We start from the raw sequence: 25309 nt of genomic DNA on the forward strand, positions 1-25309 counted from the left end.
CTCCGTTTCGTTAAATAAATTTGCTTATTTTATATTAATTGAAGTTGAAAGATGAAACACTGTGCATTTTTTTCCAGAAAATTCTTGACATGGGCTACATCTATTATATGTGAAAAGCGGGTTTCCTTCGCTCGCAAAGATTTTGCGAACATTCTTTTTAACTCCTTTTTTGAATGGGGGTGTGGCGATGTTGAAAAACGTCATTCAAGAGTCTCGTGACCTTTATGGTATTGATGATTGGGGATCAGGTTACTTCGGAATTTCCAATAAAGGAACAGTCGAAGTCTTTCCATTTGGTAATAAAACCACTTCTATAGAGTTGGCAAAAATTCTAGAAATTGCCGCTGAAAAAAAAGTTCAAACTCCTCTCATTGTTCGCTTCCCTCAAATTCTCGACACACAATTGACAAGACTACAAAATGCATTTCGCAGTGCTATGGAAGAATTTAAATATGATGGCGATCTTAGAGCTGTTTTTCCATTTAAAGTGAATCAACGCAAAGAATTTATAGATGATCTTGTAAAGAGTGGGCGTAAACATGTCTATGGATTAGAGGTAGGGACAAAACCTGAACTCTTCGCAGCTCTTGCTTACGACCTTCATCCTGAAGCTCTATTTGTATGCAATGGTTTCAAAGACTCTCATTTTATTGAACTCGCTTTCGATGCCAAAAAAATGGGAAAAAATGTTGTACTTGTGATTGAAGGCACTGACGAACTTAAATTTATAATCAACCACGCAAAAAAAGTAGGTTACTGCGTAGACATCGGCCTCAGAGCGAAACTATATGCCAAAGGTTCCGGTATGTGGGAAAAATCCGGCGGGATTGGGAGCAAGTTTGGACTCAACAGCGTCGAAATGATGGAAGCCCTCTATCTTCTTGAAGAAGCTGGATTTAAAGATCAATTGGCCATGATTCATTATCATATTGGCTCGCAGATCACAGAAATAAAACGTGTGAAAAATGCAATGAAGGAAGCCGCACGCGTTTATGCTAAAATTTTAAAAAGTGGTTTCAACTTACGTTACTTAAATATTGGTGGTGGCATTGGCGTTGATTATGATGGAAGTAAAACAAGTTTTTACGTTAGCCATAACTACACAATGCAAGAATTTGCCAATGACGTGATTTATATTATTCAAGACATATGCAAAGAGGAAGGCTGTAAAGCACCTCATATTGTCAGTGAAAGTGGAAGAGCCGTTGCTGCTTATCATGCTGTTCTTCTCACGGATGTCCGGGAAGTTGAAAAAACAGGGGGAGATATTGAAGAGTGGAATATTTCTCCAAATGATCACAAATTATTAGCTGATATGATGACAGCTATTAAACTGATGAATGGTAAAAACTTCGTAGAATATTATCATGACTCACTTCAATCCCGTGATGAGCTGTTTACTTTATTTAATTTAGGTTATCTCGAAATTGAAGAGCGCGCAAAAACAGAAGTTCTTTATTATGAACTTTGCAATAAAGCCCTTTATTTTTATCGGCAATCAGGTATGCAACTCGAAGAATTTGATGAATTGGAAAAAAGTCGATTCGGTAAATATATGGCCAATTTTTCCATGTTCCAATCCATTCCCGACGTTCTTGGTATCGATCAACTTTTTCCAGTTATGCCCATCACAAGATTAAATGAAAAAGCACAACATCACGGGGTGATCATGGATTTGACTTGCGACAGTGATGGGTGTCTCGATAAATTTGTTGATAAGAGAGATATCAAACATTCACTTGCATTACACATCCCTAAATCCAATGAACCATATCATATTGGATTTTTTCTTGTTGGCGCTTATCAAGAAGCTTTAGGTAACAATCACAATCTTTTTGGTGCAGTCAACGAATTGATCGTACGTATCAGTGCAAATGGAGAACTTGAAGCCATCGAAGAAGTCAAAGGCGAAGATGTAGGAGAGATCTTACGCATTATGAATTACCGAGATGAAGATATCCTTCTTGGCTATGAAAACCAACTAAAACGCAATGTCCTATCAGGAGCTATTGATCAAAAAGATTGCGATAGAATAATGAAAAAAGTCAAAGGATTTTTTAGCGAATATCCTTATCTTTTAACAAAAAGTTCAATTGAAATTATTGGATAAAGGGTTTCTGTATGAAGTTTTTTTCGCGTGCACAAAAAACTGGATTTGTTTTACCTGATCTCTCTAAAACCGCCGCGTTTTATGAAGGAACAAATTGCAAAATAATGGATGGCAAGGCTCTCAGTGCACAATTCATTTCACAAGCCCAAGCTTTGAGAATTGGAAAAAAAATCCCTTGCCTTGCTGTTATTCTTGCAGGTGATAATCCTGCTTCACATGTTTATGTTAAAAATAAAATTAAAATATTTAATGAAGCTGGTTTTGAATCACAGAGTTTTTATCTTTCGTCAGCAGATGCAAGTGAAGAAAAAATATTATCCATAATACATAAATTAAATAATGATAAAAATGTGGATGGGATATTGGTACAACTCCCACTTCCTAAAAATATAAATGCAGAAAAAATCCTAAATGAAATATTGCCAGAAAAAGACGTGGATGGATTTCTCGCACAAAGTATTGGTGCACTAGCAACAGGTGAGTTTACAAATGCCATTGCTTGCACTCCATTTGGAGTATTAGCTATGCTCTACTCTTATGGAATAGAGATAAGTGGTAAAAATGCAGTTGTCGTTGGACGAAGTAACATCGTTGGCAAACCCATGTCGTTACTTTTACTCAGCGCAGATGCTACAGTCACAATTGCCCATTCAAAAACAAATCAACTTAAAGAAATTTGCCAAAATGCGGATATTCTTATTGCTGCAATTGGTAAACCTGAATTTATAGATAAAAGCTATATAAAGAAAAATGCAGTTGTTATAGATGTGGGCATCCACAGAAAAGAAAATGGAAAACTCTGCGGAGATGTACATGCCAATGTGAAAGAAGTTGCCCAAGCTTTATCCCCAGTTCCTGGCGGAGTCGGGCCAATGACAATTGCTATGCTTATGCTCAATACAGCTCTTGCAGCTTGGGCGAAAAATTAAGCAACAATAAAAGTAAGATTCTCATACTGTTGCATTTGGAAAAATAAAAAATATGACTCAAAATAATTTAAGCTAGTCTAATTACTTCTTTTTTATTTTTTTGACCAATCTTTTTTGGCATGTAGAAAACTACAATAAATAGCCCCATAAAATTCAACATAATTCCGATAATTAAGTTTAAATCTAACTGCATGCTTTCAAATAGAATAGATGACAAGCAACCCACCACGGGAAATAAAGTGACCATATAACTCGAGTAGTTTGCCCCTATATTTTTTACAAGGTACAAATAAAAAAGCCAGGAAATACCAGAAGCAATTAAACCTAAATAAAGAATACTTAACAAATAATGAAGATCTGCTAATTGATATAAATAATTCATATTGTTTAGGTTAATTATAACTAAAACGGGAATAATATAGAGTAAACCAAAAAAATTTGCACCGATTGGAGAAATCTTTTTATCGTTGTTCATGCTTGAAAAAAGATCGCCAAATGAAGTGATGACCGTTCCCGCAATTGCAAAAATAAGGCCTTTATAAGAAAGATTTTCTCCTGTATTTGAATTCATTAATATGAAAAAAACTCCTAAAATAGCAAATAATGAGCCAATAATAAGACTTAAATTTAGCTTTTGCTTCGTTTTAATAGAAATGAGAAGCGGTGTCAAAATACTCTTAAAAGAAAAAATGACAACGACTAAGCCACTGGCCATTAAAACAGTCGCAAAATAGAGAAAGATATAACCAAGCATAAAATTGCATATGCCAAAAAGGAAAATATAGAAATGATCCTTCTTTTTTAATTTTTGATTTTTTTTAGAGACTATAAATAAAGGTATAAAAAAGAAAAATGCAACTAGTATTCTAAGCATTAAAGAGAACTCAGGGGGTGCAAAACTGTTTTGCATTTTTGCAAATAAGTAACTTGATCCCCAGACTAAAATACAAAAAATGAACATAAATATATTTATCATTCAAAAACCTACTATATATTAGCTAAAAATTTTAGAAAGCATATTTTAAAAATATAGAGATTCACAAAATATCTACAAATTATTCATATCACACAAAGCTATGAATTCAATCTCTAAATGTTGGCTTAAAGTTTTTACTTAAATATTCTGTTTTATTTATAATTTAAGTTATCTATCTTTTAATTGATCTCTATCAATCCTTTTTTAGATAAATAGTTATATTTGCCGTTTCTTTTTCGAGAGTATTCACTGAATTCTCGCTTAGTTTTATCACTTGGTATCCAAACGGCAGGATTTCTGGATTCAATTGCAGCTTCTCAATTTGATCCCTTTTTAAAACAATCTTATTGCCAAAATATTTTGCACCTTCTACAGATACTATAGAATAGCCTGCATTGTGATTGCTGATTTTTGATAAAGTAGACTCTTTTCCATTTTCCACAAGCACGAAACTTAAATTAACCACAGTGTAATATGGGATATCAATTTCTGCTTTTTTTTCAATTTCATGATTTTCTTTAGTTATTTCTGCTTTGCTCTCAATCGCTCCTTTTTTCATTTTGATTTCAAAATTTCCATTTTTTGGCACATCATTAAATTCATAATATCCTTTATCATCTGTTAATGACTCTTGAATGACTGAACCAGCAAATATCAATTGAACAGTGACATTTTCTTCTGGCAGTCTAAGATTTGAAAAAACATGTCCTTTGATCTTATGAGTTTTTAAAAAATCAACTACATAATTTAAATTTTTATCAGGATAATAGGAAAATCCACTTGTCACTTGCCAATTGACTTGCCGCCAATCGGCTCCATCAAATGGTCTAAGCAAACATGATGAATAGAAGATCCACTTTTTTGTTTCATATTCAAGAGATGCATTTGCTGATGGATTTTGATTGATATAAATAATTGGTAGACTTAGAGTTGCAAAAAAACCACCATAATGCCGTCTCAAATTTAAATTTGAGAAAAATTTGTAATCAGATTCGTCAATATTGGTTTTTGAAAAATCAGATTTTTGAAAAAATTCTATCGGACTAAATGTTTTAGAAAGTCCCAAATTAAAATCTGATTCTCCTAAAAAATATTTTTGCAAATAAAAATCAAAACCATTTGGAATAAAATTATATTTAAATTGCAAACGTGTCGTAAAATTTTGAAAATTAAATGTTGTTAAAAGATTTTTTAATACGCAAGATTTGTTATCTCTGCAATAGATATCTGAATTTAATTGTTGGTAAATAAAAGAAGTAAAAAAATATGTAGTAAAATTATTCAAATAAAATGTATCTTCTACAATAGATAACTGAGGATTGTTAATTGGATCTGGTTTTTTATATTCTTTTTCATAACTTAAAAAATGATAGCTTTGAAAATTACCAACTCCAAATGAAAATACTCTTTGCGCAGAATATCTTTCGGTTTCATCTACTTTTCTATCATATGTTAAATACAAGCGAACTGGATTTGGTATATTTAATGAAATTTTTCGACTGAAAAATTCATTTTCATAATAATTTTGTTGTTGATACGTTAATATATATTCATATATCCCAAAGCCAGTTTGCGCTATTGCATATTTTCCAATATTATCATTTCCATTTCCTAAATAAATCCCAGTATATAAATTATTTAGAAAACCATTATCACTTTTGTCACCAGAATAATTTAATTGAATATTATTAAAATAATTACTGTTTCCATATTCTATTCTTGAAGATTTAAAATAAAAATTTGGAACTGAACCATCTATATACTGAATAACTTGGGTGGTAGAGTTTCTACCATCCATTTTAAAATTGTAATTTAAAAATGTCTTGCCTTTAAATTCTCTTTGGTAAAACATAGATGACTGTGAATAACCGTGCTGATATAAAACTCGATAGATATACTGATCTTTTTCACAATCAAAAATGACTGTTGCGCTTTTTTCATTAATTTTATTCGCTTTAATTAGAAATTTATTTTCAGTTTTTTTTAATACTTCATAATTTATAATATTATCAAGAATAAACTCGCATTTACTGTCATTCAAAGAAACAGAAAATGTATCATTTTCTATATCTAATTGAATTGTTTCGTATGTTAGAGAAAAGCTAACATTTGAAAAGCAAAGAATGATACCCAAAAAAATAAATATTTGGGGAAAACTTTTAATCATGTACAAGAAGGTGATTTTATTTTATATGCTGAATTCGTTGTGAGTTCTTGAAATAAAAGTTCGTAACAGAGGTTTTTTTCATTTTCCTTACTTTTATCGATCTCACCCTTAAGCACTAATTTTTTCCTTCGTGGGTCAATAATCTTTTCTTTGCCCAAATCTAAAAAACGGATTAATTTATTTGTTTTACTATCAATAATTTTCGCATTGACATTCACTACTTGAGGACTACTTAATTTTGAAATATCGAAAGTAAATTGTGCAATCCTTACTCCTTCTTTTGAATTTCTTGTTTTAAATTCTTGCAAATCAAGTTTTGCACTTGTCGAATTCCAAGCGAATAGTATTCCTGGGGCAAATTTAAACTCAAAACCTACAGAATTTTTAGGCCTATCTAAATCAGATATAATGGTAAATACAGGAGTAAAAAACGCAGAAAATTCTTCTTTATCCTTTGGTTTTATAAGGAGTTTTATAGGGATTTTTTTTTGGGTATTCGCTGGTATTGTAATAATATTTTCTTTTAGGAAGCCAGTAAGATCGAAAGCAAAATATTTTGAACACGCGTCGTCTTCATACTCGACCTTATTTATAATGCATCGGCTTTTGTAAAAAAATTTTTTCACTGATTCTGATGTATTTGCTAAAGTAAGTGACATTTCTTCAGCGTTAACAGAATAAGATGAAATGGGGGCGACAAAAATATCACCTTTAGGTTTATTATCTTGTGCAAAAGAAAAATTAATTATAAAAAATGTAGAATAACAAAAAATAATATGAATTAAATTTCTAAATTTTATTTTTCCCATATTCACCTCAATTATTTATAACAAGAGCAGCATTTATTTTACATGAAAATGTTCCATAGTGATTTATATTTAGTCCCTTAATTCGTATGGATATTTCAGCTCCATCGTCTCCAATATTAAAATCAGATATGCTAATATATTGATACTCACGATATTCTTTCCCATTTACAAGTAAAAAAATATTAGAATCTGGAATATCTTCACCACTGCTAAAACTGCAACCGCTCATTTTTTTATATGTAATTTTTAAATCCTTATTTTTAATATTTTTTACATTGACATAATAGCTATTAAAACTCAATGCTCCATCATAGGATAGAAATTGATTTGTATTAAATACAATTGCATTTAAATTATCAATACCATTCACAACCCAACGAGGAAAATCATCTTTTGCAGGTTCTGCAAAAGATGATTTCATATAAAATAATATTAAAATGTATTTGAATTTTGACATGATTCTTTCCAAAATCTTTTTTTATAAAAATAAATCATGCCATCATTAACATAAAAATATTAATATTGATAGGTCAAACTACCATTTGCTGGGCATGCCAACGCGCCTTCAACATTTTGATCAATTCCATATATTCTGATGCTAGTAGCACCATATGAACCAGTATTTGGAAATTCTGATACATCAATTTGAGAATTATTTGCATACTCAACATCATTTACAACGTACTTTGTTGAGCTCACATCAACTGCTTTACCTGCTGGTCCACCGATTGTGCAATTTGATGGGAGAACAAGTTCAACTGTATTTGCTGTGCTCAAAGGATTTACTAATGAAACACCAATAATATTTGTATTTAAAATACCATCAGCTGGCACAAATCCATTAAATGAATAAACTGCTTGTTTAGCAACGGATTTACCGCCATCCATGCTCCAATATGGAGTTTGAGTGACTGTTCCGTTTAAAAGTAATTCAAGAATGGATGAACCTGACGCAAATACATTGAAAGTGCATAGGACAGAAGAGACTAAGACAAGTTTCTTTAGCATAACATGACCCTTTCTAAAAAGTGTTTAACGGACACAACGACAACGGAAATCTAAAAATTTATTTTTCTAATCTTAAGTCATAGAATTTTTGATGTCAAATATTTAAAATTTTTTTTTAAAGAATTATTCCACATGAGAAAAAAAATAAATTTGAGATTCTGCGAAATTTTTTGCAATTATCTACTAAAGGAGTTTCTGTTAAATATTCAGAAAAATAATGTGACAATCCAGTTCTAAAAAAAATTTGGTCGTTTAGTAAATAATAAAGATAAAACTCTGAATTGAGACTTCCAAGATCATTTATATTATAAAGAAACAGATTCAGTGGAGAAGGTTTAGCTTGTATAGTTGAATTTACTATATATTTTGTACTTCCAAAAGAGTGTCCTAAAATATCCAGATTAAATCCTAAGCCAATATTATTAAATAATTCAGCATTAGCACTTACACCTGCATTTAAAGAATACACATTTGGTGACATGATTTGTATAGATTTATCTGCTGTTCTTTCTGATGAACTTGAATCAGAATAAAATAAATCTCTCGCAGAATTAAAGTTACTAAAACGAATAATGTAACCGATATTAATTTTATCTAAAGGTGAATTTAATTTAAAGTGTTGATAAAAAAAAATAGAATACGAAGATGACTGACCGTCCAAGCCGTAACTTAAATTAATACCTTTATCTGCTAAAACAGGAAAACAGATATAATTAGAAAAAACAAAAAAACAAATTCTTTTCAAATATACCATGATTTATAAAAAGCCTTTTTTAGTTGCCCATCTTCTAAATTCATATTCAAGTTCATCGAAAGACTCTATTTCAAAAAGAAGGTCTTGCATATGATGTATATCGAAGTCTGTTTCAGTGATAACATCAAGAGAAAACGGAAGTTTCTTAACCTTTTCAGACAAACTATAAATAATCTCACCACATGAAGATGCTATACCAGCCCCATATATTCGACATTGTTTATGGTCTCTTTTGCTTCCTGCATGAGCTGTAGGATTTATAAGTCCAAATTCTACCGTGAACCAATAAATGCGATTGAACCACATCACCTCTGCATCATTTTTTGCATGCGCACCTGCAATGCCAAATAAATGAAAAAACTCTGCAAATCGTTGATTCGTAATCATCGCTAGGTGGCCTGCTTGATCATGAAAAGTATCCGGCGCAGGCGTGTAATCAATCTCATCAATATGGCGAATAAAGTCCGTACATGGAAAAACTTTATTTGCAAGTAAAGCAAAAAAGTATTTCGGAGAAACGAGTCCTTCAGCTCGGATAATTTGCCAACCTGTGCATTTTCTCAATGTCTCACTTGATTGTGCAAGTGAAGGAATTTTTTCCTTTGGAAAATTTAATAAATTCATACCTTCAATATATTCATCACATAGATTGCCTTGAACCAGTTTCGACTGTTTATTTAACATTATTTTCCAGGTTTTATGTTGTTCCTGTGAATATGTTGGTGTGATTATTTTTTCTCCAATAGTGCCTTCAACAGACGGACTCGCAACAATGGGATATGAAGACTTTGCTTTGTATTCAACCTCTATGGAAAGCGTGCCTTCAGGGATCGGTATATTCCTCTGCTTGTTAAAAAATTCTGAAGTCATAATGTACTATCCTATATGAATGCCATTGTTTGTTGATTCTCCTTAAATTTTCTCCAATAAGTATAACATTTCTATTTATAATTTGTCATGATGATTTGTTGAGGTTTTCTTCTTTGTAGTATTTGTTTTACTTTCATTCATAATTTTATAATTTGAATAATCCATTCGCCTTTTTAAAAACGGATAATGTTTTTTATGCTTCTCATCATGAAGTTTGCGCATATTTTTAATTTTTTTGCGTGAAATCTTCTTATAAATAAAATATAAAAAAATCGATAGTGGCGTGCCAAAAATCAAGAGAAAACCTATATACATAAATTGATCATGTTTAAATGGCATGCCTTCAAAATTCATACCAAATATTCCAGCCCAGACACTCATTGGCAATAAATATGCTGAAAGCAATGTTAACTTACGCATTTGTTGATTGGAACGCTCTCCCGAAGAACCATAATATATATCCATTAATGCCATAGATTGAAAGCGTAAGTGCATAACATTTTCAGACAAACGATTGTGATGATCTACAATATTTCTCATTCTAAATTTTTGATCTAAATTGAATTCATATTTTTCCAATTGATGAAAAATGGAATTAATGGCTCCCACGGTCTGCTCAAGCTCATTGACCAGATATTTCATTCTCAGCATTTTTGTAGGATTGATGTGGCGAGCAACAATTCTTTTTTCAAGCATGTGCATACCATATTCCAGAGCCCCCACATATAATTCAGAGTGTTCAACCAACACGTCGAACATCTGGCAAATTGCGTCATATAAAAAAATGCTTTGTCCTTTTGGGAAACAAAGCATTTTCCAATCTATAGCCACTGCATGGGGAGTTTCATTGGCAATCAAAAGTAAAAAGTCTTTGCCAAGCACGATATGCAGCTCAATTGGTTTTTCAAGCGAAGGATGAAAATAATACCAAACGATAAAATGATACTCACCAAAAGATTCAACTTTGGTTCTCTGATTCCTATGTACACAATCTTCTACGGTTAAATAGTGTAGTTTAAAACGTGTGCCTATCCCCTGCATTTGCACATGTGCTTCTTGAGGGATTTTACTCAGAATGAGCTCTTCAAATATATAATTTCGCCCTTGAAATTTTTTAGAAAGGATAACTTCAGACAAAAAAAAACCTCCTGTTTTTTTCTTGTTTATCTTGTAAAAGAATTAACAAAGAACATCTACGAAGGTCTTTCGTAAGAAAACAAGGAGATCTTAATATTATAACAAGTATTAACCGCGTTGAGCGTAGTATTCAACTACAAGGCGTTCATTTACTTGAAGAAGTACTTCTTCACGGGAGCAAACACTCACGACAGATGCCTGAAGCTTATCTGCACTGAGGCTTAAAAATGCGGGTGGTTGTGCATTTTGGCGGTGAACGAGATTATTCTTAACAAGGCTAAGAGTTGCTTCTTTGTTTGTTGGAACAATAACTTCGCCAGCTCTACATTGGTAGCCAGGCATGTTTACTCTACGGCCGTTAACATGGACGTGGCCATGACGAACGAGCTGACGAGCTGCTGGGATAGATGGTGCAAAACCAAGACGGAAAACAACGCTATCGAGGCGCATTTCGCACATACGGAGAAGAGCTTCACCTGTAAGGGTTTTAGCCTTACGAGCCGCTTTGATATAACGTTGCATTTGTCTTTCAGAAAGACCATAATTGAAACGAATTTTTTGTTTTTCCTCAAGAGCAATAGCAAACTCCGACTTTTTATGCGGAGCAGCACCGTGCTGACCTGGGCGAGATTTTCTTTTAATTTCTTTGCTTGTAAGTCCTGGTAATGTGCCAAGACGACGAGCGATACGCATACGTGGACCAGTGTAACGAGACATATGTACTAAGTACCTCCATAAAATGTTCAAAACACAGGCGCACTATATGTTTTTTATTTTCATAAGGAAAGCTCTTATTGAAAATCTTTCAACGTTTTTTTTAAAAAGTCAGGTTTTTTAGCTTAACTATATAATATCATAATATAAAAAAGTTTTAACTCCCCCTATTTTATGCTCTTAAAAAACCTTTCTGCTCGAAAATCAGGAAAAAAAGACTCATTTTCTGCTGTTGAAAACAAAATACTGAATACTTTACCGTAAACAAAAGTCTTATCGACGAAACCAAAACTCCTGCTATCAAAGGAATGATCCCGATTGTCCCCAAGCACAAAAAGCTTACCTGGCGGAACGATAAAACGACGACTTTCAAAAAAAGTTGTTCCTTTGTCTTGCGCACTGAGAATAGTATGGGCAGGCAATGGAATTTCCTCAGATTTTTCAACAACTTCCAAATAACTGCTGCCTTTATAATCATATTCCTTTGCTAAACCTGTGCTGACCGATATGCCATTTACAGATAAAATCCCTTTTTGAAAGCTAATAACGTCATTTGGCAAGCCAACTATTCGTTTTACAAAGGTATTTTCACGATCAGGGAGATAAAACACCACCACATCTCCCCTTTTGGGTTCGCTCCAAGAAAAAAGCACGGAACGCAGAAATGGAATTTGTAAACCATAGGAGAGCTTATTTGTCAGAATACGGTCTCCACAGACTAAAGTTGGATACATGGAGTCAGATGGAATTCGATAGAATCCTAAAACAGAGGTTTTTATTAGAACAAAGAAAGCAATAAAACATAAAACCCACGTTAACTCAGAGATTAAATTCTTATTCAAATAGACATCCTTTATGATATGCTCAACAGAAAATACCGACAGATATCGGGTAATAAATTCATTCGCTTTTCTTTTTAACGAATTCTTCTAAAAAACTATACGGATATATTATAAATTTGCTATACCCTTCGCATTACTGGTCATTCCGGTTTCCCTCTATAACTTAGGGGGATATATGTTTGCAAAAATTTTTCTACATATATGTGTATTATAGATATTTATCAAGTATAAGTTACTTCATATATCTTTGAAAGATATACAAAAGTAACTGTTTTCATAGGGAGTTTCAATGCAAGTCGAAAAACCAGCCAAGGGAATAGATTTCCCTGCACTCGAAAAAGAAATGCTAAAAAAATGGGATAATGAAAATATCTTTCAAAGAAGCATCTCGGAACGTCCCGAAAATAAGAAATACAATTTTTATGATGGCCCCCCATTTGCCACCGGTCTCCCCCATTTTGGCCACTTTGTCCCAAGCTCAATAAAAGATGCCTTCCCTCGCTACTTTACCATGCAAGGGAATCGAGTTGAAAGAAGATTCGGCTGGGATTGCCATGGTGTACCTGTAGAACTTTTAGTGCAAAAAGAACTTGGTTTAAATGGCAAACTTGATATTGAAAATTTTGGGATTGCCAAATTCAATCAAGCCTGTCGCGCTTCGGTTGATCGCTACACGAAAGAATGGCGTAGCTATATTCGTCGCCTTGGCCGCTGGGTTGATATGGAAAATGAATATCGCACCATGGACACACCTTTTATGGAAAGCGTTTGGCATGCGGTTAAAACTCTTTATGATAAAGGCTTTATTTACGAAAGTAAATTTGTCGTAAGTTATTCAGCTGCATTAGGAACAACTTTATCGAATTTCGAAGCAAGTCTTGATTACAGAGATGTGCAAGCTCCTTCCTTAACTGTAAAAGCAAAACTCAAAGGCAAGCATGCTGGCAAAAACCTTCTTGCCTGGACAACCACACCCTGGACTCTGCCCGCAAACCTTGCCATTGCAATTGACGGAAAAGGTCTTTATGCAGAAGTGCACGACAACTCATCCAATGAAGCTTTTTATCTCTTAAAAGACAGAGTTTCTGCTTACTGGCCAAAACAAGACTCTTATAAAATTGTCCGTGAATTTTTAGGCGAAGAGCTCGAACATACAAGTTATGAACCCTTTTTCTCATCTTGGGTTGAAAGTGCTGGTGAAAATGCATTCAAAGTGTATGCCACAAACTATGTTTTACATGACACAGGAACAGGTGCTGTACACACGGCCCCAGCATTTGGTGAAGATGACTTTAATGCAGCCAAACGCTACGGTCTCCCCATTTTAGATCACCTCGACACCAACGGAAAATTTATTGAAGGCAACCCGGCTGAACTTGTTGGCTTGGACTTTAAATCCGCTGACAAAGTTATCATTGCCGATCTGAAAAGACGTGGTTTTGTTTTTAAACACGAAACCTTTGTCCATAGCTATCCACACTGTTACCGTTCTGGTCTGCCACTTATGTACAGAGCGGTTCCTTCTTGGTTTGTAAAAATTGAAGAGAACAAAGAGCTTCTCCTAAAAATGAATAGCCAGATCAATTGGATACCTGACCATATTAAATCGGGACGCTTTGGCAAATGGCTTGAAAATGCGCGCGATTGGAATATAGGTCGCTCACGCTATTGGGGAAATCCGATTCCAATTTGGAAAAACTCTGAAACCGGTGAAGAAATGTGCATTGGCTCTGTAGCAGAGCTTCAACAATACACAGATAAACCCATTACTGATATTCATATGGAATTTATTGACGACATTGTCATTCCTTCTAAAAAACACCCTGGAACAGTTCTCACGCGCGTGCCTTTTGTACTCGATTGTTGGTTTGAATCAGGCTCCATGCCTTATGCTCAACATCACTATCCATTTGAAAGATCCGAAGAATTTAAAGATCTATTCCCAGCTGACTTTATTTGCGAAGGTCTAGATCAAACGCGTGGTTGGTTTTACACATTAACTCTACTTTCAGGCTTGCTTTTTGAAAAACCTGCATTTAAGAACGTGGTTGTAAACGGGCTTATCCTTGCAGAAGATGGCCGCAAAATGAGCAAGAGCCTCAAAAATTATCCCGACCCCATGGCAACACTTGACGAATTCGGAGCTGACTCCGTAAGACTCTTTTTGCTTTCTTCACCAGCAACAGTAGCTGAAGAAGTTCGCTTTAGTGTAGATGGTGTGAAAGAAAGCACCCGTCGAGTGTTGTTACCTTTATGGAATGCTTATTCCTTTTTTGCAACATACGCTTCTATTGACAATTGGGATCCTACGAAAGATTCAGTTAAAAGTACAAATGCACTCGATAAATGGATTTTATTGCGCTTAAATGAACTTGTTAAAAATATAGATGAAGCAATGAATTCATATCAAATTGCTAAAGTTGCACCTACTTTGATTGAATTTTTTGATGACCTAAATAACTGGTACATCCGCAGAAGTCGTAGACGCTTTTGGAGCAGCAATAAAGAAGCATACTCAACACTTTATGAAGTTCTTCTCCAAGCTACACAAATCCTCGCGCCATTTGCGCCTTTTACAGCAGAATACTTTTTTGGCAAACTTGCCCTGACTGACGAACTTAAAAATGTTGGCAGCGTTCACCTCTCAATCTTACCTAAATACCGTGAACTCAGTGCAGAAGAGCAGATGCTTTTAAAAGAAGTTGCCGTTGCTCGTCGCACCGTTGAACTCGGAAGAACGATTCGCGTGTCGCATAAATTAAAAAATCGTCAACCCCTAAAAAAGCTAACAGTGGGTGTTCTCTCAAAAGAATATGGTGAACAGATTTTAAAAATGAAACACGTCATTTGTGAAGAATTAAACGTAAAAGATGTTTCTATCACTTACGATCCCTCTGAACTTGCAAAAATCATTGTGAAACCAAATTTTAAAGTTCTTGGCAAATCCTTGGGTGATAAAATTAAAGAGTTACAGATGTTACTTAACGATATTTCACAAGACAATGCGGCAAAAGCCCTTCGTAAAGAAACAATTCAAATTAAAGATTTCACTTTAAAACCTGAACATGTTTTAGTTGAATTGCGCCCAAGTGGCAGTCATTTAGTTGCAACCGATGCCGAACTTGTTGCAGCAATCGATCCCACAATGACAGAAGAATTACGTTTTGAAGGCATTGCTCGCGAACTCGTGAGTCTTATTCAAAAAGCAAGAAAATCAGCAGATTTTAATGTCGAAGATAAAATTTACTTAAAATTAAAAACAAGTCACGCCCTTGCCCAAGCAATAAATTCGAACAAGGAATATATTGAAGACGAAACGCTTTCAAAAATTGTCGAACAGATAAATGGTCAAATTCAATATAATACAGAATTAGATTGTGAAGGGGAAAAAGTTTCTCTAGCTATGAAACTTATTTAATTTCAAAGAAATATTTTCAAAAAAATCTTTCTTAATTTTAAGCCCCGATAAAAAGCACAATTTATCGGGGCTTAAACTTGAATTATTAAAATAATCTTGTTAATAAATTGAAATATCTGTTTTCCAAACTCGCTTTCAAAACAAACCTTTTTATAAGGATTCTGGACATCTTCGTGCTTATTTTGTAAGAAAAAATATTAAATATTTAGATTTTTTACTTATTAACAATTCAGAAGTATTTAAAAAAAGGCTTTAAAATTATAAAAATTTAGCTTCCAACTCTAAACTTATTTTAAAATCCGTTAGATTATCATTAGAATTTACATGAGTAATGAAATTTAATTCTGTAGAACTACTTGTATCGATTGCTTTATATTCAAGAGGACGTTCAACTTTATCCCTAATTTTTTTATAGGTAACAAAAATATTTTTCAATTCATTTGGATTATAAAATTCAGGCGTATAATAAGGACTTGGTAAAGTAATAGGTTGCCAAATTTTCTTTTTCATTTTTTTATTTTTTATAATTATTCTTTGTTTATTGATAGCAGCTATATTTTTCTTTGTATTGATCTCATCGTTTGCCAAAGACTGAGTTTGATAAATACAAAAAAATAAAATAAATAAGCTTTTTATAAAAGCCATGAAAAAAAACCTCTAAAATTTTATATAGTGATTTTTGAGCTTAAAAATTCGACAGAAGCTCGAAGAATTGCCACTTTAGCACATTTTAATAACTTATAAAAGCACTATTTTTGGTAAATTTTACTTATATATCATATGGTTAAACAAAAGATCCTCAGTTGAATCTAACTCATAGCCTTTTCTACCATAAAAATCGAGAACGTGGTTCTTAATTTTCGGCCGCATAGATAAAATGTGGTTCTTAATTTTCGATTCGATAAACAAAAAAAGCACCCCTTTTGGGGATGCTTTTCTAATAAATTCAACAGCTTTAGATTAGTTCGATGCTGGAGCAGGAGCTGCTTCGCTTGAAGCAGGTGCTGCAGCTGCTTCTTTGTCTTTCTTACTCTTTTTGCTTGCCTTGCTCTTATGAGTTTTCTTATTGTGTCCAGCCTTTTTCTTGTGCTCTTCTTTCTTTTCTGCAGCAGGAGCTTGTTCAGCTTGTGCTGGCGCAGCTGCCTGTGCTGTAGCAGCTGGAGCTGCTGCTGGTTTAGCAGCTTCGGCTGCAGGCGCTGGAGCCGCAGAAGGTTCACTAGTTTGTGCAAAAGCAGAAACGGAAGACAAAGCAAAAACAGTAGCAATAAGTGAAGATACAAGTTTCATAATAAAAACCTCCAAAAAGAGACTATTTTCAAGGAGCAAACTGTGCTCATTTATACTAACGTCTCAAGTTGGAGGTTTATTCCAAGTAAACAAAAATTATTTTGATTCAGCACTTTCTGGTAAATACTCAACTTTTGCTATTTCAAGAATTTTAGCGATCACTTTACGGATCATAACTTGTCCACGGAATTCATCATAAACTTGTGCGCCTGCGCGTTTAACAAGTTGCTGAGGATCCATACGATTTGCCATTGCATAGGAAGCCATATCACGTAGCATTTCATCATCCGTTACTGAAATTCCTTCTTGGCGTGCAATGTGACCAAGCGCAAGAATTCCACGCACCTGTTTATTAGCCCAGTCACGGTATTTTGCACGAACTTCTTCATTGTCTGTTTTAACCTGATTTTCCTTAGCAACACGAGAGTTTGCTTCAGCAATCGCGCGATCTACAGTACTTTCAATAAGACTTTCAGCAACTTCAAAATCGTTTGTGCTGAGAACTTGATCAACGACTTGCTCAAAAGCTACATTTGAGCGAGCTTCTTCATTGCTTCTTTTAATAGTTTCTCTTAAATTTTTACGAACTTCTTCCATTCCAGGATAGCCTAGACGTTTTGCAAAATCTTCATCAAAAGCAGAAGGAACAAGAGTTTCAACGCTGTTTAAAGTCAGATTAAATTGAACTGTTTTTCCTTTAAGTTCTGCATCTGCAAAATTTTCAGGCAGTTCCACTGGAAATTCTTTTGTTTCAGAAGCTTTCATCCCTACGATCGCTTCTTCGATAGCAGCAATATTTGAACCATTCAGTTCGATCAATTGATTTTTTGCTTCTTTACCTTCTAATAAGGAGCCATTATGTGACACAGTGTAGCTGACATTTGCCACATCTCCTTTGACGATTGCACGTCCAGATTCATCTTTTTCAGTTTTTCCTAAAGCACGTGCATAGTTATTTAAAAGTTTTTCAACTTCTGCATCGAGATCGATATCAAGATTTTTATTCATCTTGACTACAATATTTTGATAATCTTTAATTTCGATTTTAGGATTGATATCAACTGTAGCCGAGAATTCAAAATCCTTATTTTCTTCAAACTGATTTTCAGGTTCAATATGAGGATGGCTTACAATTTGAAAATCAACAGTCTTTGAAACATTTGTATATGCATCATTTATAACACGATCCGCAGCTTTCTTAACAATATCACCCATATAAAACTTACGGATGAGAGTTGCAGGAGCTTTTCCTTTACGGAAACCACGAATTTCTGCCGTTTTCTGAATTTCAGTAGCTACCGCTTGAAATGCATCTTTTATAGAGGATGCAGGCACTGAGATTTTAAATTTACGACGGGTGCTATTTACTTCTTCGATAGTTGAGGAAAATGTCATTTTTTGTTCCCACTTACAAAATAATCCCAAAAGAGGATTTTGCATTAAAAATTGCTAAGCCCAAATACGAGCAATCAGCTAAGGCTATTAGCTTGGATCAATTACTAAAGAGAGGCTAATAGGTCAACATGGAAGTGCATTTTCGCACATCAATCTCTTAAATTTACACTAGAAAGATTATTTCTCTGCTGAACTGCTTAAAGGCAATAACACTTGCCACACCTGCTTGCGCCAATTTGGAAAAGATGTGAGATCTTTGATACTTGAAAGATAGTAAAGCTGCGCAAATTTTCCTTCGCTGAGCTTAATTGGTTCCAATTGTAAGTTTTCATTCAGAGGCAGAGCAAGCGAATCTTTAAAAATTGCTGACAAAACAAGCAATGCTCGGTGACCAAAGCAAAGAATGGCATAAGGGTTGATCTCTGATATTTTTCTGAGCAGATCGGGATTCATATTGTCTGAGAATTGATTTGAGAGTGCGGATTGCTGATCTTTTAGGATAAGCGGTGGGATAAAGTAAGAATTCTCATAGATACCCAATTTGCCTAATAGATTTATTATTAAACCTTTATTCTGGGCGTTCTGACTTAAACGTCCTTCTTCTAATTGCTCATCATTTTCAAAAAAATCTGCGAGAATAAGATAACTTTTATCCTGATTGGATAAAACGCTATTATAAGATGCAAGAGCATGCGGATAACGTTCTACACCTTCATTGACACATGCATAGATTTTATCACGAATTTGTCTTTGAACTTTTTGATATATATCCATTTTTCTAAAAATGCTCCAGAACGAATCAAATAAAACACTGCTCACACTAAAATCTATAAGGTTAAAATTCTCGATTCACAAGATTAAATTATTTTAATTCTTTTTTAGCTGCTTCAATGCCTATATCATCTCTACGTGGAAGCGCTTTCGTGTACTTCATAATTAATTTTTCTAATTTAGGAAAAAAACCAATAGAATTTAGAAAATAATTTAACCATCCTGTTGTAATACAATAATATTTATTAAAAGGAGGCGTATGGTGAATTTGGTGATGATCTGGATTTAAAATCAAACGTGCATTTTGCAATAATATTAAAAATTTATTTCTCTTTTTGGAATGAGCCCATTTATGAATTTGGTTGGTAAATAAGACAAAGAGGGTCAGAAAAAAAACAAAAAAAGCTATAAATGAAGAAAGTGGAAAATCTTTTTCAATTCTTAGCAGCAAACAACTTAACAGAATAGGAACTCCTCCTAGAGCACAAGCAGCATTTGTTTCTATAAAATCGTGGCGGGTGATTGCAAAAGGGTCAACATGATGTTCACGAAATGGCCGAATCAGCGCTGGTCCTAGAATTGGCATATCAACAGACCCCCACGTATCCCCCGCCCAATGCACAAGTCCACCGATAAAGTCACTAAATATCCAAGCAAGAATTAAAGCAGGAAGTATAAAATACCAAAGATCTACTGTTACTTTAATAATTCGAAAAGCAATTATAGAAACCAGAATAAAAAAAATTATCAATCCAGCCGTTTCGAGTAATCTGAACCATTTGGGATAACCTGAAGCGAGTTCTTCTTTATTTCTCTGGATGATCGGAGTGATATGTTCATTTTCTTGCATTCATTTTCTCCTATTCCAAATTTTAAGGATGAATCTTAATTATTTTAGCATAGGAGAATGTGATAAGGGAATCGAGAAAAAAATGCATTGATTTACAAAAGTCAAAAAGAATTATAGAAGTTGCTTCAAAGTTTTAAAAACTTCATCGACATGTTGAGCGACTTTAACTTTCCTCCATTCTGCAACCACATTTCCTTTTGGATCGATGATAAATGTAGAACGCTCAATTCCCATATATTTTTTCCCATACATACTTTTTTCTTTCCAGACGGCAAAAGCCTCACAAAATTTACCATCAGAATCGGATAAGAGTGTAAATTTTAAATTTTCTTTTTCTGTAAATTTCTTGTGACTGAGACAAGAATCTTTACTAACTCCCACAATTTGACAATTCAAAGAAGAAAACTTTTTTGCCTGGGATTGAAAATCCTGAGCTTCTGTCGTGCAACCTGAAGTCATATCTTTAGGGTAAAAATAAAGAACGAGCCAATTTCCTGAAAAATCGCTTAAAGAAACTTTTTCTTCTTTTGCGTTTAAAGCACTTAACTTTGGACATTTATAAGTTTTTTCAAGTATGGGATTGTGCGTTTTTTTTGCAGCAGGCATTCTTTACTCCTAAAATACGGGTGTATCAACATCACTTGATTTTTTATGGGCATTGACATTTGAGTCGGCAGTTGCAAGCGAAACAGGAGAAACATCAAGCAAAGGCTGTATATTTACCTTTAAACCCAAATGTAATCTTTCAAAGTCCACTGATAATGTACCTGGATTTAATAAAACCAATGGCAACGAGAAAGTCTCTTGAAACAACTTTTCAAACTCACTTATAACAGAAGACGAAGCAGAACTAAGCCAGATTTGATTGGAATCTAACTGCCAAATGACTTCAACGAGGCGGACAGAAGGTAAAGAAGACTTCAATAATTCTTCCTTTAAACGATCTTTTACTGATTCACGTACTTTTTTACCCACACGTCGAACAGTTCCATGCTCATCTTCTTTTTCATGCCCTAGAGCTTCAAATGCCGCTCGCAACTGCAATTTCATAAAAGTTGCAGGAATTTTCTTTTTATCTGCTCTGATGCCAAATAAAAATGAATTTTCATAAATCAGTGAAAAAGGATCATCTAATTGAGCTTCGCCCGTAAACGGATGACAAAATCCTATCGACTCTTCACGTGTGTCATCTAAGCCGATGGGGGATATAAATGATTTCTTAATTTGCTCCACTATCCATGAAAAAGGTGTGTCTTTCGATGGAGTGAGGATTTGAAATCGCTTGATTGCGAATGAACCTGAAGCTATTGACATATATAAACTCTCTTAAAATCGAATAAATTGTCCGAAAATAAAGGATACGGACAGAGTCCTTCCATAATTCACAAAAATACATTCATTTCAAGAGAGAAAGCAAATTTATGCGAAAAAACTTAGCACTCTGAAAAAAAATTAGTTTTTACATAATAAATGGTAAGCTACTTTAAAGACAAGAAAAGTTTTTAATTTAAAAATAAGCTCATCTTATTAAAATTTAATTAAATAAATTGTATTAAAATTCAATAAATAATAATTTTATTTTAAAATATTAGTCTATATTTAAAGGATATTACATCTATAGTTAAAACAATTAATAAACGAAATAAAATTTACAAAATTAAAAAATATTATATAATAAATTAAACACATATAATAAAATAATTATAAAAATAATTAAATTTATTAAATCTATTTTAAAAAAAATATTATTAATAGAATTTGCAAATTTATTTTTTTTAAATTATTTCATAATTAGGTTTTTAAAACCTGAACCAATTATACACAGGAGTGTTACGTGAAAAGATTTATATCCAATTGCACCAGCCAATCATTGAAGATAGCCGCAATCACAGCTCTCGCAGCAGCATTTCAAATGTCCATTCATGCTCATCCAATGGGAGAGCCTCAAGAAGATCTCTCAACAAATCATTGCTCAATAGAATTGAATAATTTAGTTGCAAAGTTAAATACAAACGAAAAAAATATTGCTTCAATAATTAGCAGCGTAAGCGGTGATTGTTTAGCAAAACTTTTCCTTATGTCTCCGTCTGAAATCAAAAGCATTTATAAAAAAGAAAATATAAATACAGTTACCCAAGCTGCAATAAATGAAATCAATAACTTTAATAAAAACAGTTTAAAAAAATTAATTAACTACGCCAAATTTTTAAATATTGGCTTTTACCTTGAATCTAAAAACCCTGAATTGCACCTTGTCTATCATGCAGATGACGTTATAAAAAGAAATATTGCCCAATTGACAGATCTTTATGCTCGTAAACTGTTTACACTGCGGAATGTTGACTTTGCAATCGATCAAAAAGAACTTCAAGACACTTCAAAAGGGATTTTCAATCTTATCGGATCTGCTCAGGCTTATGCTGAAACAATCCATCTCATTCAGTATATTACTGGGAATAAGTTAGATAAAAACTTCCCCCTTTATAATGCAATAGCTCCGATCCAAAAAGTTCTTTCTGCCACTCATGATGCTGGAGGATTATTCTATAAATCGAGTGATACCAAAGAAATATTTAAAGGAATAATTCAAAATATAATTCGAATTGTAAATGAAGATGAAAATATTCTAGAAGAAAAACTTTATGTGAATTATATCAGAGAACTTGGAAAATTCTTACGTTATCCCACATACCAAAAAGATATTATCAAAAGCTTAACTGGAGTTATTAATAGATCCTCCTTTAAAAACGCAAAAGGTATATCAGATCCCAATCCTATGTTGATTGCTGCAGTTGCGGCATTAGAAGAAAATAATATTGTAAATGCAAATAATTGTGATGACTTTAAAGACAAAAATGGGCTGAATATTTGTGATGCAAAAGCAAATTTAAGTAACACTCTCTTTCCAAATAGGGCCAAATTTGATGAAGGTAATATCGTAATATTCTCATCTCTAGATGAAAAAGAAGTAACTAAACAATATTTAGGTATGAAAGAAGTAGAAGCGCTCTTTAAAAGAACAATTCAAAATCTTGATCCTATTTCAAATGATCCAAACGAAAGATTACAAATTTTTATCTATAAAGATGCCGAAGAATATAAAAAATATAAATCTTACATCAGCAACCTTAGCAATAAAGAAGATGGAGGTATATATATAGAAAGTATAGGTACTTTCTATACTTATGCTGGGGACTCTGGACTCGAAGATCGTGTTCGCCATGAATACGCTCATTATCTCAATGGCCGATACCTTGTAAAAGGAATTCATGGAGACACAAGTTCCTTCGATAAAAAATGGAATCGCATGACTTGGTTTGAAGAAGGAAGTGCTGAGTTTTATGCTGGAGCAACTCAAGCGGATAATTTTATTAACCGCAAAGTAAAGTTTGATGGAATTGACGTAAATAACATTAAAACGATTAAAGAGCTTACAAATTCTGCTTATGGAACTCTTGATAGCTTAGTCCTTTATAATCAAAGCACTGCTTTATTTAGTTATTTGTATAATAAGAAATATGATATTTTCACACAGTTGATAGAATCGTTAAAAGAAAATAATGTAACAAAATTTGATTATATTATTGAAAAAATATCAGATGGCTCGCTTGATGCAGAATTTAAAAAATATATTTTAGAAGTTAAAGCAGGCGCTCTCTCTGATGCTCGTTTAAAAATGAATAATCATGAGTTTTTCAACGTTTCAGAAATACAAAAAATTGAAACAGATATGAAAAATGCTGGATTAAATATAAAAGGCTGTGAAGTTATTGCAAGTTCTGAATTTCAAAATGCACAAGCACGTTTTGCATGTTTCGGAAGCATACATGACCCTGCTGGTAATTATCATGCGACGAATCAAGCAGTAAATACTTCAATAAAACAACTTCTCAGTTTCAATCCAAAATACAGTTTCACTAACTGCGCATTTGGTGAAACACAAAAAGATTCTAGGAGACTTTATTGCGAAGGTCCTTTGTCTATAGCTTCTTTCACTGAACTTTCTCAAGAAAGACAAAAGTCGGTTGCTGACTCGAACGAAATACAAAGATTAAAAACCTTTAAAAACTCAAAAGAACATTTTTGCTTCTTCACTGGTGATACATTATCCGATGCATTATTTAATAATAGTCGCAGACAAGAAGCTCAAGGCTATGATTATACAAAGAGTGAAGATCCTTCTACAGGGAAGTTAACAGTAGATAAAAATGGCCAGATTACATATACAAATACAGACAAAAATTCTTACGATCCTGTTAAAGGTTCTGTAGATATTTCAGAAAAAGAACACGTCCACTTAAATGATAATTCGCCTTTAAAAATCGTTCTGAATATGTTCAAGTTTAAGAAAATAGATGAACGTATGTTTGCAACAAAAATTTATGCAGACACTGATGGAAGAGCTAACTTAAGTTTATACCGTAACGAATACAACACTTCAGAAATTGCTAAAGATGGTTTCCGTGTATTCTCTGATAATTTCCGCTATCAAGAAGTGAACGACTTTGATTTTGAAGTTGTGGAAAAACCAGTTGGCTCACATGCACGAATTTATAGCCGATATATGCTAGATTATCATAATCCAAACAAATCACCTAACATAGATGATATTATTAAAGTCAAAGTATCTAAACACGATTGGACTCCTGAAATTTTTGAAGTGAGAATATCGAGCGATAAACCTTCACTCTCTGATAACATAGCAAAAGGATTTGAAAATGTAGAAACTCAAGTTGCAGAGTTTAAAATGACAAATAAAGTTGTGAGTGGAACTTATATTTATGATCCGATTGAACATCTTCTAGATCCTGGATTTAACTACAGTTATGAAGTGATCAAAGGCAATGATGTTAAGTGCGGTACTTTAAGACTTGCAGATTATGGCGCATTTACTTATGTACAGTCAGAAGATTGTGAAAACGACAGCGCTCTCATCTACGTTACTAGAGTAACAAATACAGGTGTTACTCCTGTCTTTAAACTTAAAGCTGTCTTTAAATAATTCAGCTTTAAAAGTAATTCATTCTCAGTTGAATAATGTTTTTGTTTCAACAGAGTTATGTAATTTAAGTGCTTCTAAGGGCAGATATACTGATCGCAAATGCCCTTAGATAAATCACCCCTCTAAATATGACCCCCCGTAATAAATATTATAATCAACAGAGACTTATTATACATGATTGACTGCATACTTTAATTATGCTATGAGAATGAATGTTTTCAAATTTTAAAACTTAGAAAATATGGATTTTATTCTTTTTTTTAGCATTTT

The 25309-nt window shown here is 33.4% G+C and carries 21 protein-coding genes; 4 read left to right on the forward strand and 17 right to left on the reverse strand.

Features of this window, described 5'->3' with window-relative positions:
* Nucleotides 1-187: 187 nt before the first annotated feature.
* Nucleotides 188-2110: a biosynthetic arginine decarboxylase gene (gene speA / locus H7355_RS13680; protein ID WP_186648697.1), complete on the forward strand. Its 1923-nt coding sequence runs from the start codon at nucleotides 188-190 to the stop codon at nucleotides 2108-2110.
* Nucleotides 2111-2121: 11 nt separating this feature from the next.
* Nucleotides 2122-3039 (forward strand): bifunctional 5,10-methylenetetrahydrofolate dehydrogenase/5,10-methenyltetrahydrofolate cyclohydrolase, encoded by a 918-nt coding sequence (locus H7355_RS13685; protein WP_222435726.1) that lies wholly within the window; start codon nucleotides 2122-2124, stop codon nucleotides 3037-3039.
* Between the two features lie 67 nt (nucleotides 3040-3106).
* Here the strand turns inward: H7355_RS13685 and H7355_RS13690 are convergent, their stop codons facing one another.
* The 10 genes from H7355_RS13690 to lepB form a co-directional block, all read right to left on the reverse strand.
* Nucleotides 3107-4015, reverse strand: coding sequence for a DMT family transporter (locus H7355_RS13690; RefSeq protein ID WP_186648699.1), 909 nt, complete (start codon nucleotides 4013-4015; stop codon nucleotides 3107-3109).
* Nucleotides 4016-4208: 193 nt separating this feature from the next.
* Complete coding sequence (locus H7355_RS13695; protein ID WP_186648702.1) at nucleotides 4209-6182, reverse strand: hypothetical protein; 1974 nt, start codon at nucleotides 6180-6182, stop codon at nucleotides 4209-4211.
* A complete protein-coding gene (locus tag H7355_RS13700) occupies nucleotides 6179-6991 on the reverse strand; it encodes a hypothetical protein (protein ID WP_186648704.1) in 813 nt (270 codons plus the stop codon). Before H7355_RS13700 ends, H7355_RS13695 begins: the two co-directional genes overlap by 4 nt.
* A 7-nt stretch (nucleotides 6992-6998) precedes the next feature.
* Entirely contained in the window at nucleotides 6999-7448 is a 450-nt protein-coding gene (locus H7355_RS13705) for a hypothetical protein (RefSeq protein WP_186648710.1), read from the reverse strand.
* A 59-nt stretch (nucleotides 7449-7507) separates the two neighbouring features.
* On the reverse strand, nucleotides 7508-7999 hold the full coding sequence (locus H7355_RS13710) for a hypothetical protein (RefSeq protein ID WP_186648711.1): 492 nt from the start codon (nucleotides 7997-7999) through the stop codon (nucleotides 7508-7510).
* 115 nt (nucleotides 8000-8114) lie between these two features.
* On the reverse strand, nucleotides 8115-8753 hold the full coding sequence (locus H7355_RS13715) for a hypothetical protein (protein ID WP_186648712.1): 639 nt from the start codon (nucleotides 8751-8753) through the stop codon (nucleotides 8115-8117).
* A 3-nt stretch (nucleotides 8754-8756) separates the two neighbouring features.
* On the reverse strand, nucleotides 8757-9623 hold the full coding sequence (locus H7355_RS13720; RefSeq protein ID WP_186648719.1) for a phenylalanine 4-monooxygenase: 867 nt from the start codon (nucleotides 9621-9623) through the stop codon (nucleotides 8757-8759).
* Between the two features lie 75 nt (nucleotides 9624-9698).
* A complete protein-coding gene (locus H7355_RS13725; protein ID WP_186648721.1) occupies nucleotides 9699-10760 on the reverse strand; it encodes a magnesium transporter CorA family protein in 1062 nt (353 codons plus the stop codon).
* A gap of 108 nt (nucleotides 10761-10868) precedes the next feature.
* Nucleotides 10869-11477 (reverse strand): 30S ribosomal protein S4, encoded by a 609-nt coding sequence (gene rpsD, locus H7355_RS13730; protein WP_186648732.1) that lies wholly within the window; start codon nucleotides 11475-11477, stop codon nucleotides 10869-10871.
* Nucleotides 11478-11641: 164 nt separating this feature from the next.
* Nucleotides 11642-12316, reverse strand: coding sequence for a signal peptidase I (lepB, locus tag H7355_RS13735; RefSeq protein WP_186648739.1), 675 nt, complete (start codon nucleotides 12314-12316; stop codon nucleotides 11642-11644).
* Between the two features lie 289 nt (nucleotides 12317-12605).
* Between lepB and ileS the strand changes: the two genes are divergently transcribed.
* Nucleotides 12606-15734: an isoleucine--tRNA ligase gene (gene ileS, locus H7355_RS13740; RefSeq protein WP_186648747.1), complete on the forward strand. Its 3129-nt coding sequence runs from the start codon at nucleotides 12606-12608 to the stop codon at nucleotides 15732-15734.
* 258 nt (nucleotides 15735-15992) lie between these two features.
* On the opposite strand, the gene H7355_RS13745 is transcribed toward ileS, so the two are convergent.
* The 7 genes from H7355_RS13745 to rdgC form a co-directional block, all read right to left on the reverse strand.
* Nucleotides 15993-16379, reverse strand: a complete 387-nt coding sequence (locus H7355_RS13745; RefSeq protein WP_186648749.1) for a hypothetical protein — start codon at nucleotides 16377-16379, stop codon at nucleotides 15993-15995.
* Nucleotides 16380-16694: 315 nt separating this feature from the next.
* On the reverse strand, nucleotides 16695-17021 hold the full coding sequence (locus H7355_RS13750) for a hypothetical protein (RefSeq protein WP_186648751.1): 327 nt from the start codon (nucleotides 17019-17021) through the stop codon (nucleotides 16695-16697).
* 96 nt (nucleotides 17022-17117) lie between these two features.
* Complete coding sequence (gene tig / locus H7355_RS13755; RefSeq protein WP_186648762.1) at nucleotides 17118-18416, reverse strand: trigger factor; 1299 nt, start codon at nucleotides 18414-18416, stop codon at nucleotides 17118-17120.
* A gap of 177 nt (nucleotides 18417-18593) precedes the next feature.
* Nucleotides 18594-19190 (reverse strand): hypothetical protein, encoded by a 597-nt coding sequence (locus H7355_RS13760; RefSeq protein ID WP_186648764.1) that lies wholly within the window; start codon nucleotides 19188-19190, stop codon nucleotides 18594-18596.
* Nucleotides 19191-19278: 88 nt separating this feature from the next.
* A complete protein-coding gene (locus H7355_RS13765; protein WP_186648766.1) occupies nucleotides 19279-20037 on the reverse strand; it encodes a fatty acid desaturase family protein in 759 nt (252 codons plus the stop codon).
* 111 nt (nucleotides 20038-20148) lie between these two features.
* Nucleotides 20149-20643, reverse strand: a complete 495-nt coding sequence (bcp, locus tag H7355_RS13770) for a thioredoxin-dependent thiol peroxidase (RefSeq protein ID WP_186648769.1) — start codon at nucleotides 20641-20643, stop codon at nucleotides 20149-20151.
* Between the two features lie 9 nt (nucleotides 20644-20652).
* Nucleotides 20653-21351 (reverse strand): recombination-associated protein RdgC, encoded by a 699-nt coding sequence (gene rdgC, locus H7355_RS13775; RefSeq protein WP_186648771.1) that lies wholly within the window; start codon nucleotides 21349-21351, stop codon nucleotides 20653-20655.
* Between the two features lie 520 nt (nucleotides 21352-21871).
* Between rdgC and H7355_RS13780 the strand changes: the two genes are divergently transcribed.
* The gene (locus H7355_RS13780) at nucleotides 21872-25039 is read left to right on the forward strand and encodes a collagenase (RefSeq protein WP_186648782.1); all 3168 of its coding nucleotides are present in this window, start codon (nucleotides 21872-21874) and stop codon (nucleotides 25037-25039) included.
* Nucleotides 25040-25309: the final 270 nt, after the last annotated feature.

Origin of the sequence: Fluviispira vulneris (genome assembly GCF_014281055.1) — a bacterium.
Lineage (GTDB): Bacteria > Bdellovibrionota_B > Oligoflexia > Silvanigrellales > Silvanigrellaceae > Silvanigrella > Silvanigrella vulneris.

Excerpts from the sequence above, each read along its gene's own strand:
- rpsD (WP_186648732.1), bottom strand. The coding sequence starts at position 11,477 with ATGTCTCGTTACACTGGTCCACGTATGCGTATCGCTCGTCGTCTTGGC.
- rdgC (WP_186648771.1), bottom strand. The coding sequence starts at position 21,351 with ATGTCAATAGCTTCAGGTTCATTCGCAATCAAGCGATTTCAAATCCTC.
- H7355_RS13720 (WP_186648719.1), bottom strand. The coding sequence starts at position 9,623 with ATGACTTCAGAATTTTTTAACAAGCAGAGGAATATACCGATCCCTGAA.
- ileS (WP_186648747.1), top strand. The coding sequence starts at position 12,606 with ATGCAAGTCGAAAAACCAGCCAAGGGAATAGATTTCCCTGCACTCGAA.
- H7355_RS13715 (WP_186648712.1), bottom strand. The coding sequence starts at position 8,753 with ATGGTATATTTGAAAAGAATTTGTTTTTTTGTTTTTTCTAATTATATC.
- H7355_RS13690 (WP_186648699.1), bottom strand. The coding sequence starts at position 4,015 with ATGATAAATATATTTATGTTCATTTTTTGTATTTTAGTCTGGGGATCA.
- H7355_RS13760 (WP_186648764.1), bottom strand. The coding sequence starts at position 19,190 with ATGGATATATATCAAAAAGTTCAAAGACAAATTCGTGATAAAATCTAT.
- H7355_RS13695 (WP_186648702.1), bottom strand. The coding sequence starts at position 6,182 with ATGATTAAAAGTTTTCCCCAAATATTTATTTTTTTGGGTATCATTCTT.
- H7355_RS13700 (WP_186648704.1), bottom strand. The coding sequence starts at position 6,991 with ATGGGAAAAATAAAATTTAGAAATTTAATTCATATTATTTTTTGTTAT.
- H7355_RS13710 (WP_186648711.1), bottom strand. The coding sequence starts at position 7,999 with ATGCTAAAGAAACTTGTCTTAGTCTCTTCTGTCCTATGCACTTTCAAT.
- bcp (WP_186648769.1), bottom strand. The coding sequence starts at position 20,643 with ATGCCTGCTGCAAAAAAAACGCACAATCCCATACTTGAAAAAACTTAT.
- tig (WP_186648762.1), bottom strand. The coding sequence starts at position 18,416 with ATGACATTTTCCTCAACTATCGAAGAAGTAAATAGCACCCGTCGTAAA.
- H7355_RS13745 (WP_186648749.1), bottom strand. The coding sequence starts at position 16,379 with ATGGCTTTTATAAAAAGCTTATTTATTTTATTTTTTTGTATTTATCAA.
- speA (WP_186648697.1), top strand. The coding sequence starts at position 188 with ATGTTGAAAAACGTCATTCAAGAGTCTCGTGACCTTTATGGTATTGAT.
- H7355_RS13750 (WP_186648751.1), bottom strand. The coding sequence starts at position 17,021 with ATGAAACTTGTATCTTCACTTATTGCTACTGTTTTTGCTTTGTCTTCC.
- H7355_RS13705 (WP_186648710.1), bottom strand. The coding sequence starts at position 7,448 with ATGTCAAAATTCAAATACATTTTAATATTATTTTATATGAAATCATCT.
- H7355_RS13685 (WP_222435726.1), top strand. The coding sequence starts at position 2,122 with ATGAAGTTTTTTTCGCGTGCACAAAAAACTGGATTTGTTTTACCTGAT.
- H7355_RS13765 (WP_186648766.1), bottom strand. The coding sequence starts at position 20,037 with ATGCAAGAAAATGAACATATCACTCCGATCATCCAGAGAAATAAAGAA.